We start from the raw sequence: 10754 nt of genomic DNA on the forward strand, positions 1-10754 counted from the left end.
CCAGCTCTCCAGCTCTCCAGCTCGATATCACTTGTTCTATGAGCTTGCGATTTTATTAAGCGGTGAACTGCGCTTGGCAGCCTTCGAAGGCGATGACTACTCAACGCATCAATTTGCTTAACGAAGGCGTTACCGTGGGCAGCTGAGCTCGCCGTGATTGCTGAGTTGTGTTGTTGCTGAATCGAGGCCCAACAACCGTGAAGTACGATCTCGTGGAGGGATATGCCCAGCTACAACTCCCGGCCAGCGTAGCAAAACTAGGGCTCGAAACACTTGCGAAGCTGCTAAGGTACGGAATAAATGCTATCGAAATAGTCGGAATTAATCGAGCATGGTTCTGGTTGTGTTAGATGAAGGGAAGTGAGGTCGCATGAAGATCGCTGATGATGTTACGCAGTTGGTAGGGGGTACTCCTCTAGTCCGTCTTAATCGGTTGACGGCGGGTTGCGGAGCCACGGTCGTAGCCAAGCTCGAGTTTTTTAATCCAGGCAATAGTGTTAAAGATCGAATCGGCGTTGCCATGCTTGAGGCGGCGATTGCAGATGGTCGAGTTAACCAAAATTCGGTTATTGTCGAGCCTACTAGCGGTAATACTGGAATCGCACTCGCGATGGTCTGTGCCGCCAAAGGCTATCGCTGTATTCTCACCATGCCTGAGACCATGAGTCGTGAACGCCGTATGCTGTTGCGAGCTTTTGGTGCAGATCTAGTTTTGACGCCGGGCCCAGAGGGCATGGGAGGCGCTATCGCGAAGGCGACCGAGCTGGTTGAGTCCGATCCGACCTATGTCATGTTGCAACAATTCGAGAATCCCGCGAACCCAGCCATCCACCGGACGACTACTGCGGAGGAGATATGGTCAGATACCGATGGTCAGGTCGACATCGTGGTAGCCGGCGTTGGTACTGGTGGAACCATTAGTGGTATTGGTGAGGCACTTAAGCCTCGCAAGCCTAGCCTTCGGATTGTGGCGATCGAACCAGAGGCGTCTCCTGTACTCTCTGGTGGCCAAAAAGGTCCGCACCCGATTCAGGGGATCGGTGCTGGATTTGTTCCAAAGACCTACGATAGTGAGGTCGTCGACGAGATAGTTTCGGTCTCGAATGAGGCAGCCTTTGAGTATGCACGCCGAATGGCCAGAGAAGAGGGACTTCTTGTAGGCATCTCTTCGGGTGCCGCTACCTATGCGGCACTGGAGTTGGCGAAGCGGCCAGAGAATGCCGGCAAGCTGATCGTCGTGATCATTCCTTCCTTTGGGGAACGTTACCTGTCTACACCGCTCTTTGCTGACTTGGGAGACTAGATGTTGCGAAATTTGCGCGAGGATATACAAGCCGCCCTCGATCGGGATCCTGCGGCGAATGGGGTGCTCGAGGTGGCGCTTACATATCCTGGTGTTCACGCTCTTTGGGGTTGGAGATTAAGCCATCCACTTTGGCTAGCCGGACATCGTCTGTTGGCTCGTTCGATCTCGATGATTACGCGAACACTGACAGGAGTGGAGATTCACCCTGGAGCCCAGATTGGATCTGGGCTCTTCATAGATCATGCGACGGGTGTCGTCATCGGCGAGACGGCTGAAATTGGAGCGAACGTCACTCTATATCATGGGGTCACTCTTGGCGGGAGAAGCCTTGAGCGAGGTAAGCGGCACCCAACGCTGGGTGATCGCGTTATCGTTGGTGCTGGCGCCAAGATTCTCGGTCCGGTAGTGATCGGCGAGGATTCGAGTGTTGGCGCGAATGCGGTAGTGCTTGAGTCGATGCCGTCGCATTCTGTCATAGTTGGAGTGCCGGCCAAGGTGGTAAAGCGCGACCCACGCCTCTGCGAATCGATCAATGACCTTGGAATGGATGCAGAGATCACCAACCTAGATACACCGATGCGTCTTCGTTTGGCCTCTGGCTTCGATGGGAATCCGACCGGTGACTACATCATCTGAGCGAGCTCCGGTGGTGGTCAGATCGGTTAGCTGACTCCTAGGTTTGATCGATTTCTATTCAGGCACGCGAACAGTTGGGACTTTTAACCGCTCTTTTTGCGGTTATGAAGTCCTAACTGTTCATGCAGTCGTTGACGCTCTTCCCCCCGCTTCAGTGAAGATGGATTGTAGTACTGCTTCGGGGGATGGGTCAGCTGTGATGGGTTCGTGCTGTTAGGTGAGTTGAACGCGGCCTCCCATCGTCTAATCGGACCCTGGAATTGCGTTGCCAAGACTATGCCTATCGCGCATGTAGCGATGAAGATAGCAACTCGTGAGCGTGAGCTGGTTGGTCGTGGTTTGGTCAGTCGCGACGACATATCTTTGATGGTGGACCGTGCGGCTCGGTTGGCATAGGCAGCCACGTGAAACGCCATTAACAGGAACCAGACAACCGAGAGTAGGAAGTGAGCTGGCGCGAGGAAGGTTGCCGAGAAAGATGTGGGCCCGGCTACGTCAAGTTCAACGCCACTCCCGATTACCAGGACCGTCGTGACGACTAAGAAGGGGGCCAGGATGCGGAGCGGGAACCAGGGAACGCCAGCTTTCAGATAGCGCTCGTCTCCACGATAGTAGCCGATGAAGCGCAATGAACTGTAGGTAAGTTTACCGACGATGAGTGGTACAGCAATTAGGCCAACGCCGATATGCCAGGCAACGGCGTGCGACATGATCGGTACGGTGAGCACCTCGATCAGGAAAACAATGACAAGGGCGGTTCCAAACAACGCGCTGCCGCGTGACAGGTTGACGATGCGTTGATCTGCATGTTTGCGCTCGGTATCAAGCTCGCGTTGTTCTGCTTGAGGGATGAGGCTGTCGAAGAGTGACTCTCCCTGCATGTCTTCCGGGCGCATCATGAGATTTGCTGATCCAACCTACCCCCATAAGGTGACCCTAAACCGGTGCACGGGTTCCAACCAGGACCGGCGTCGTAGGCGCCGTTATTGCCCTTGACGATATTGAAGAAGGCAGGAGCCTTGGTGGTGCGCGTTGATTGTTCGAGAGGATACCACGCCGGCTGCACGAACCCCGGACGTGCTGTTGTGGCGATAGCAAGTTGAACGATGAGTCCGGCCATTAGAGGGGCGACGGCGCTGGTTCCACCGACAACCATGGCCGTGCCGTCAACGAGAATCTGGTAACCAGTTTGTGGATCGGCGTTGCCTGCGACATCCGGCACGCCCCTGCCGATAGAACCCCCAGGATTGATGGACGGGGGAACGTTGGCGTGTGCCTGATAGTTGGGTAGTGGAAAGAAGGAACTCACGCCGCCGCCTGTTGCGCCGTCACCGATCGCAATGTCGTTCCAGACGGTCTGAGCTGCTATCGCCCCAGTGCTGGTCAGGTCGAGGTGGGTTCCACCGCACGCTAAGGCATTGGGGGCTGAGGCTGGGAAGTCGACATGAGCGAGTCCATCAGTAAGTCCGTCGGAGGAACCGTTGTCGCCAGCAGCAACGGTTACGGTGATGCCCCTGGCGGTAGCGTCTGCAATCACGGACTGCATCAGTGAAAGAGAACTTTTCGACCAGGTGGATTCGGGTCCACCCCAGCTGATCGAGATTGCGTCTGGCATCGGGCCGCCGGGTGCACTCGCCTCTGACACGGCGTCTATGAACCCGCGATCGGTGTTTGGGGCAAAGTAGACGTCGATTGTCACTCCTGGAGCGACTGATCCCAGAACCTCGATATCTAGCATGACTTCGGCATCGGCAGAATTGGCGGTAGTAGGGTCGTTAACGCCTCCGTTGACACTGATGGCGGTGACGACTGGGACTGGCAAGCTCTGAGTTGTGAAGTAATTGGTCACGTCAGCTTGGCGAAAGCCGCCTCCCAGTTCTATGAGGGCTACTGAGTGGCCGACGGCAGATGCAGAAGGGAAGTCGTAAGCCTTGGCGACTTGGGTGGGTAGGTAGCTGAGTGCCGGTTTTGTGGCGGGGCGAAAGCGTGGACGGGCTTGAACTGCTGAGTCGAGGCCGAGGATCGCTGTGACGATCGAGAGGGCGGGAGGCAGCACCGGCTCTTGGTCCGGGGCAAAGAAGTTGCCGAGTTCGCTATCAACAAATTCAGTGAGACCGATCCCGAGGAGGGCGTTAAGCGCCTCCACACTCGCTCGAAGACTCAGGTGGTGTCTGAGCGGACTCTCGGTAGTGACCTCGACACCATGACTTTGAAGGTAGGAACGCAATTGTGCGTATTCTGATTCGGTGGCAGATGGCTCATAATAGAGGCTAACCTCCACCGAGTCTCCATTCGGTTTCGAACCGATGGCAGTCGCAGTTTCATGGCGACGTAGAATGCTCTCCATGGTTTCCCCTCGTTAGTTGGCACACCCTACCGCCGACAGTGCCGCTGGCAGGTAATCACTTAACAGTGTAGTGGAGAGGGCTCGAGCCTGCCCGAGGTGTTCTAAGAGGTCGGAAACCTAATGACAGAGCCTTCGTGGATGTTCTCGCAGCTGTTGCCGGATCTGCTCAGTATCGATACCATGCCGATGCCATCGGAAAAACGATAGGTCGTAGCTGGAGATGGGACGAAGGCTGGTTGGCCTGGGGAGCATGCGTCTGCCAGTTGCAAGATATCAGTTGGCTGCGAGTTGAAGAACTGAGGTACGTAGCCCCATTGCGAGCTGAGAGCGTACAGGATTGTGGCTCCTGTCGTGATGGTGAATCGCGACAGTGTGCTTGCCGCAACGCTAATCGACCCTTTCCCAAGACTGGTGGTACTCTCCGCAAGTTCGTGAGAGAGGGTGAGCGTGGTGTCTTCTACTGGAGTTATGGCCGTAAGCTTGCCGTTTGACCCTTGAGCAATTTTTAGCGATCCATCGAGGACGATGACAGCCCGTACTTGGTGGTGAGCCACTGTGGTGGGGAAGTTCCAACCACTCTCGGAGAGATGTTGGCCAAGAAACTGCGTTGGACCAGCAAAAATGACGATCTCAGGTGGATTCTGGCTAGTAAATGCATATTGCTTGGATAGTGGGATGGACCCCGGACATATGGTACCAGTTGCAAGCGCCGCTGAACTGACCAGTTGGGAAAGCGAATGTACACGCAGACGAGTGCCGACAACGGCGCAGCTAGTCAATCGGAGTGGGGCTACTCCGTATGTGGCCAGGAGGTGCCACCAACCGCTGGAGTTGAATACATGAAAGGCTGTGAGCTCGTTCGCGGCCTGTGCTCGGCCAAGTGGAGTTCGCCAATAGGATCCGAGGAAGATGGCGTCGATGCGGGGATGGTGGTCGACCGATGGACGAGACGGTGTCAACTGGTAATGCCATGTCGTCTGTCCGATCGCAAGCATTACTATTCCTATCGTCAGTCCAAGAACACCGGTGCCGACCCCATTTGACAAAGCTCGAGATCGCCTGCGAAGGCTGATCACGGTTATAATCACGACAACGTCCACCGTCAACCAGGCATACCAGTTGACCAAAAATGCAGGAGCCACAAGCAAACAGAACTGGACAATGATACTTGTAATACCTACAGCAGTAGCGATTCCTAGTAACCAGAGGAGAGCGCAGGCGACGACTCGTCTCCAATGGATGCGATCGCACAGATGCCGCTTCTCGCGACTGTCTCTATGAGCGGCATGAACCACAGCTCTACTCTAGGCGCCAGGATTGACTATGCCATTTCTACTGATTCAGCGCGACTGAAGTGAGCATGCTTATAACGGCAAAAGTTTTGGAATATGTGACCTAGATTGAGGTAATCTGAAGATACCGTATGGGGTATGTGCAGAGCAGTAACGTGTAAGCAGTGTAAGAAGCCAACTTGGGCAGGTTGTGGCGCCCATATCGAGCAGGTGTTGGGACATATTCCAAAGTCGGAACGTTGCCAATGTGCAGTGAGTGCGGCCAAATCCGAGGCCAGGCCGCGCCGCTTCTTCGGGCGTTGATTGTTGGGATCTCTGGAGCTGGTGGATGGGAACCACCGGTATCTTTAGAGGACAATCAACGGATTTAGTCATCCGCTGAGGTTCAGAATCCACGTGTCGTTGAGGTATCCGTTGGCATCTTTGCCCCCGAACAGGACGATCTGACCCTTCATTGAATCATAGGTTATGCAGGCTCCCTGTCTGGGTGAAGGTGATATCGGAGGATGGATCTCTTGCCAGTTCTCACCGTCGAAGATCCAGGTGTCGCCAAGGTGTTGAGGTTTTCCTTCGCCGCCATGACCACCAAAGAGGATCACCGTACCGCTGAGGCGGTCATGGGCCAACATCGCCTTCGATCGAGGTGAAGGTGATATCGGAGGATGGATCTCTTGCCAGTTCTCACCGTCGAAGATCCAGGTGTCGCCAAGGTGTTGAGGTTTTCCCTCGCCGCCATGACCACCAAAGAGCAGAACACCTCGTTCGTCTGGGCACGATGACATGGCGGCAAACTGACGATGACTGGGTCGAGCCTTCAGGTCGAGTTCCAGCCAGTTCTCACCGTTGAAGATCCAGGTGTCGTCTACAAGTGGAGACTCCCTTCGATCTCGCAGCAAAAACACCCCGATTAGGGTCTTAGGTCCAGCTGCGATACCACCAGAGACGATAACGTGTCCGGATTGGAGATCGGTTGCCATCGCCTGATGGACATAATTGGGATACTGAGATCGCCGTAGCTCTTGCCAGTTCTCGCCGTCGAAGATCCAGGTGTCGCAAAGGTTCTGCTTGGACCACGCTGGCTCACCGGTGAGCGGATTATGGCCACCTGTCCGAGAAAACCTGACTCCAGTGACAAGTACCAGCCGTTCACTACGTGGGCACCAGCACAAGTTGTTGGTCGCTCGGTCTGAGGGGCGCGATGGCGGATCGGCTTCAGTCCAGTCAGCTCCATCAAATATCCAGGTATCACTATGGCCGCCTTGGGAAACATCAAATCCACCAAAGAGGACGACGTTCGCTCGCACTTCGTCAAAGGCGATTGCCGCGCTCGCCCGAGGCGAAGGTGTGTCATTGGTCTCAACTCGAGTCCAGTCTGCGCTCAGGTTCATGGCGATCGCGATACTCTTCTTCCTTGCTCTTTGCCGAGGGTGACGCTTGGCTTTGTTCCAACTGACCTCGAGGCTAGGCTCACGCGCTTCCGCGCAGTAGGCACCCGCAGTGTGTGACTCTAAGGCTCCTATCACCATGGGCGACTCGCGTCGAATCCCGGAATCTTTGGTAACGCTAGTCGCTATCAGAGCAAGGTCTAGCCAGCAGGGATGACTAGCTGCGGCTATCCTTCTGTGCCTGTTGCCCACTGGGTGCTTGCTTCCGGAGTAGTCGGCGCGCCGTCCTGACTATATGAGGCAGTTGGTGCGCTTGCTCGTCTTGATCCATGTTTTCACAAGGTCATCCGCGAGCGGGCGAAGTCTCGCCTTCTAAGAGCCGTTCTGGTTAACACTTGGTGTCGAGCGGGTCAGATCGTTCTTTTCAGCAAAAGTTTGCATAACCAGAACACTGGACTGGCTCGAGTCGTTAACTCGGCTAGTGTGGGAATATGGTTACTGAGGTGGCGACGTTTAATGTTCTAGCAGGCCAAGAGGATTCGTTTTATAGTGCCTATCTAGCGGCACGTCCCCACCTGTCACAGTATCCAGGCTGCAGGAGTGCGATCCTCAGTAGGGTAGTCGAACTCCCCTCGACCTTCGTTTTGCGGGTGGAGTGGGATCGGATCGAGGATCATCTTGATGGATTTCGAGCTTCAGATGCCTATGTCGAATGGCGAAAGCTGCTCAGCCCTTTTTTCGATGGAGATCCTTCCGTCATTCACCTTGTTGAGCCGTAATGTTGACTAGATCTGGCGCTCGCAGGCGCGATGATAGTCAGAGCGAACCGAGCACCTTCAGCAATTCACCGATGGTGTGTGGTGCCTCAACGGTGTGGCGCAACGGAAGATCTAAGTTTACCTGGTAATAGTTCCGACGTCCTCTGCGTTCGCGTTCTACATAGCCAGCATTTACCAAGTCTGCGATGATGGCTTGTGTGGCGCGTTCCGTTATACCTACTTTGGTGGCGATATCGCGACCGCGAATCTCAGAATCCTGAGCGATAAGTATTAGCACGTGTCCATGATTCGACAGGAAGGTCCAATGTCGTTGGGTAGTCGGCGTGGGTTCCACGGGAGGATCGTAGCAGGTTTCTCCGAAGTTTTCGCATTATGGCCGGCTGCACAAAAGTCAGACAGCAAGTGAAATACTCGAAGTCGAGAACGTGTGTGGTGATTGTTACGAGAAAGTGTGTCCTGTCGTGACTAGCGTGATGGCTTCCGTTCTGTTGGTGGTCCTCATTGGTAGCTCGTCGTGGCGATGTTATGTCGTGCAATCTGTGCATCCTGGTCTGCTCGATTGGTTGCCATCGCGAATTGGATCTCTGTCGCCTGCTTTGTTATCGCTCTCCCAACTCGACCAGGCAGTCTTGAGTTCGGATTCATGACGATCATGGTGATCCAGTTCGGGCTGAGGTTCACATCGTTAGCGCTGCTTTGGTCTGTCGCCGTCTTGGCCTAGAACCACGTGCGTCCAGAAGCTCGGACGTATGTCACAGCAAACAAGGAGGTCAGATATGACATAGACCGAGCGACAAGCTCACGATAGCTAACCGGTGCGAGTCCGGTCCAAGGAGACGCCAGAGTCCTTGGTAGGGAAGCCTCCGGGTTTGATAGAGATGTCAGGGTCGAAGCGGGGTGGACCAAATGTGCGGTCGCCCAGCATAAAGCGAGTTCTTAAAGCGTCGTAAAGGCTTGAAGCGAAAGCGGGAGTTAGAGGGAGCCGAGTCTGTGTGGTTTTGACGAAGGCCACGGAAGACACCAGGGAATCTGGAGCGGGTGTCGAAGAACCCTCTCGGGCGTCGCGGGAAGTGGAACGTACACAAAGTTGTCGTGGGAACTGGAGAGGCCCTCCTTGGCCCTGGTCAAAGCGGAGACCAGGAGCGAACCTATCTATAACCGGTGCTCCCGGGAAGTGAGAGGCGGCCAAGAGGGAGTCGGAGGGGGTAATAGTAGTGATGACGGCTGGGACAACATAACCCATCCAGAGCAAAGGACCCCTACTTCATCAACGCATGACGTGAAAGAGAGGAACGCTCATGAGTGCTGAGCAATCAGCTAGGACCATAAGACAGGCCGACGGCCTGGACCCCGTTCGAGCTCACAGGCGTGTGCTATATCGCAGTGCCAAGCAGAATCGGACACGTAAGTTCCACGCCCTTTACGACAAGCTCACCCGCTTTGATGTGATGCAAAGGGCCTGGTCGGACGTGGCGAGGAACCAAGGGGCTCCAGGAGTAGACAAGGTGAGTATCACCGACATCTCCTCTAGAGGCCCCGAGTCGATACAAACCTTCCTGGGTGCGCTCACCGAAGAGCTTCGGACCGGTACTTACCGGCCCAAGCCCTTACGAAGAGTGCATATCCCAAAGCCGGGCAAACCGGGCGAGACCCGTCCGCTCGGCATTCCCTGTGTGAGAGACCGAGTAGTAATGGCAGCCGCGAAATTGGTCCTCGAACCAATCTTCGAAGCTGACTTCTCACCGGTAAGCTTTGGGTTTCGCGCAGAAGCGCTCTTACACACCAAGCCCTCGAAGTCGTAAGGATTACTCACAAACCGGGGGATGGTATGGGTACTCGATGCCGACATCCGGGCCTGCTTTGACACAATCGACCATGACAAGCTCATGGCCCAGATTGAACGTCGCGTCGTTGACCGGCAGATGTTGAAGCTGGTTAGAAGCTGGCTCCGAGTAGGGATATTTGAAGGCGGAGTAGTATCTGAACCAACTTCAGGTGTAATCCAAGGTTCACCACTCTCCCCGTTGCTCGCCAACATAGCGCTCAGGTGTCCTCGATGAGGTTTGGGCTGACAAAGGCAAGCGACTCGGAAAGTTGGTCCGCTACTGTGACGACTTTGTCGTTCTCTGTCCTACAAAAGAACGAGCCGAACAGGCCCGTTATCTCATAGAAGAAACCTTGGTTCCACTCGGGCTGGTTCTCCACCCCGACAGTAAGAATGGGTACGCCAGCTGTTTTGCATGCCAATACCTCTATTAGGGATAGACATGCAAAGATAGTTGGTGGCTAGCTGCCCCTGGTGGCTTGACCCTCACCCGGACCGACGTAATTGTCATTGTCTTGACTCGTCAGCCATCAGGGGTAGTTGGCCAGAGGCATCAGCCTCAGCCGACAACGTGACCTCATGAGAGCACGGCATATGGCCCCGTTACTGTCTTGTCCGTCGCCGACCAAGAGCTGATGCCGATCCTAACCAATGGAAAGGAGTCAGTATGAATGTTACTTCGTTGGGGGAAGGACAGGTAGCTGGCGGGGTCGATACCCATCAAGACCTGCATGTGGCCGCGGTTGTCGATCACACCGGAAAGGTGCTTGGTACCAAGAGCTTTCCCACCACCCGTCACGGTTATCTGTCACTCATTACTTGGATGCGTTCTCTTGGTGATGTCGCTCGAGTGGGTGTCGAATGCACGGGCAGCTACGGAGCTGGCCTTACCAGGTACCTTGGGGCCGCGAACATCCCCACGCTTGAGGTCACCCGACCGGACAAGTCCCTTCGTAGAGCACAGGGCAAGAGTGATGATTACGACGCCATCGCAGCAGCCCTCGCTGCCCTCTATGGGCAGCGCGTCCAGGTGGCCAAGGATCGAAGTGGGCAGGTAGAAGCCCTTCGTGTGCTGCGCACGACCCGAAAGACCGCAATCAAGTGTCGCAGGGCCACCCTACAGGAGTTGCACAATACGATCGTGGCGGCATCCGATAAGATCCGCGAGCAATATCGAGGTGAGA

General features: G+C 55.2%; 11 protein-coding genes. 6 read left to right on the plus strand and 5 right to left on the minus strand.

Annotation, left to right across the window (positions count from 1 at the left end; genetic code table 11):
• The first annotated feature begins 370 nt into the window (after nt 1-370).
• Entirely contained in the window at nt 371-1303 is a 933-nt protein-coding gene (cysK, locus tag FEAC_RS12170; RefSeq protein WP_035390909.1) for a cysteine synthase A, read from the plus strand.
• Nucleotides 1304-1942 carry a serine O-acetyltransferase gene (cysE, locus tag FEAC_RS12175; RefSeq protein WP_081901203.1) on the plus strand — a complete coding sequence of 213 codons (639 nt, stop codon included), beginning with the start codon at nt 1304-1306 and terminating at the stop codon, nt 1940-1942.
• Between the two features lie 83 nt (nt 1943-2025).
• On the opposite strand, the gene FEAC_RS12180 is transcribed toward cysE, so the two are convergent.
• The 4 genes from FEAC_RS12180 to FEAC_RS12195 all read right to left on the minus strand — a co-directional run bounded on the left by FEAC_RS12180 (nt 2026) and on the right by FEAC_RS12195 (nt 6969).
• Nucleotides 2026-2841, minus strand: coding sequence for a cytochrome b/b6 domain-containing protein (locus FEAC_RS12180; RefSeq protein WP_035390907.1), 816 nt, complete (start codon nt 2839-2841; stop codon nt 2026-2028).
• Nucleotides 2838-4289, minus strand: a complete 1452-nt coding sequence (locus FEAC_RS12185; protein WP_052566345.1) for a S53 family peptidase — start codon at nt 4287-4289, stop codon at nt 2838-2840. The genes FEAC_RS12180 and FEAC_RS12185 overlap by 4 nt, the downstream gene beginning before the upstream one ends.
• Nucleotides 4290-4390: 101 nt before the next feature.
• Nucleotides 4391-5584, minus strand: coding sequence for a hypothetical protein (locus FEAC_RS12190; RefSeq protein WP_152623236.1), 1194 nt, complete (start codon nt 5582-5584; stop codon nt 4391-4393).
• Between the two features lie 368 nt (nt 5585-5952).
• Entirely contained in the window at nt 5953-6969 is a 1017-nt protein-coding gene (locus tag FEAC_RS12195) for a Kelch repeat-containing protein (protein WP_160290399.1), read from the minus strand.
• A 488-nt stretch (nt 6970-7457) separates the two neighbouring features.
• On the opposite strand from FEAC_RS12195, the gene FEAC_RS12200 reads away from it, so the two are divergent.
• Nucleotides 7458-7745 carry an antibiotic biosynthesis monooxygenase family protein gene (locus FEAC_RS12200; RefSeq protein ID WP_035390900.1) on the plus strand — a complete coding sequence of 96 codons (288 nt, stop codon included), beginning with the start codon at nt 7458-7460 and terminating at the stop codon, nt 7743-7745.
• A gap of 37 nt (nt 7746-7782) precedes the next feature.
• On the opposite strand, the gene FEAC_RS12205 is transcribed toward FEAC_RS12200, so the two are convergent.
• Entirely contained in the window at nt 7783-8079 is a 297-nt protein-coding gene (locus FEAC_RS12205) for a helix-turn-helix transcriptional regulator (RefSeq protein ID WP_035390898.1), read from the minus strand.
• Nucleotides 8080-9043: 964 nt separating this feature from the next.
• On the opposite strand from FEAC_RS12205, the gene FEAC_RS12215 reads away from it, so the two are divergent.
• The 3 genes from FEAC_RS12215 to FEAC_RS12230 form a co-directional block, all read left to right on the plus strand.
• Entirely contained in the window at nt 9044-9547 is a 504-nt protein-coding gene (locus FEAC_RS12215) for a reverse transcriptase family protein (protein WP_052566346.1), read from the plus strand.
• A gap of 21 nt (nt 9548-9568) precedes the next feature.
• The gene (locus FEAC_RS16475; RefSeq protein WP_052566347.1) at nt 9569-9805 is read left to right on the plus strand and encodes a reverse transcriptase domain-containing protein; all 237 of its coding nucleotides are present in this window, start codon (nt 9569-9571) and stop codon (nt 9803-9805) included.
• Between the two features lie 432 nt (nt 9806-10237).
• Nucleotides 10238-10754: IS110 family transposase (locus FEAC_RS12230; protein ID WP_152623238.1), on the plus strand; the 517-nt coding region annotated here is incomplete at its 3' end.

The organism is Ferrimicrobium acidiphilum DSM 19497 (assembly GCF_000949255.1).
In the GTDB taxonomy this organism is placed as follows: Bacteria; Actinomycetota; Acidimicrobiia; order Acidimicrobiales; family Acidimicrobiaceae; genus Ferrimicrobium; species Ferrimicrobium acidiphilum.

Coding starts and splice junctions, on each gene's coding strand:
- cysE (WP_081901203.1), top strand. CDS start 1,304: ATGTTGCGAAATTTGCGCGAGGATATACAAGCCGCCCTCGATCGGGAT.
- FEAC_RS12200 (WP_035390900.1), top strand. CDS start 7,458: ATGGTTACTGAGGTGGCGACGTTTAATGTTCTAGCAGGCCAAGAGGAT.
- FEAC_RS12180 (WP_035390907.1), bottom strand. CDS start 2,841: ATGATGCGCCCGGAAGACATGCAGGGAGAGTCACTCTTCGACAGCCTC.
- FEAC_RS16475 (WP_052566347.1), top strand. CDS start 9,569: ATGGTATGGGTACTCGATGCCGACATCCGGGCCTGCTTTGACACAATC.
- FEAC_RS12185 (WP_052566345.1), bottom strand. CDS start 4,289: ATGGAGAGCATTCTACGTCGCCATGAAACTGCGACTGCCATCGGTTCG.
- cysK (WP_035390909.1), top strand. CDS start 371: ATGAAGATCGCTGATGATGTTACGCAGTTGGTAGGGGGTACTCCTCTA.
- FEAC_RS12215 (WP_052566346.1), top strand. CDS start 9,044: ATGAGTGCTGAGCAATCAGCTAGGACCATAAGACAGGCCGACGGCCTG.
- FEAC_RS12195 (WP_160290399.1), bottom strand. CDS start 6,969: ATGAACCTGAGCGCAGACTGGACTCGAGTTGAGACCAATGACACACCT.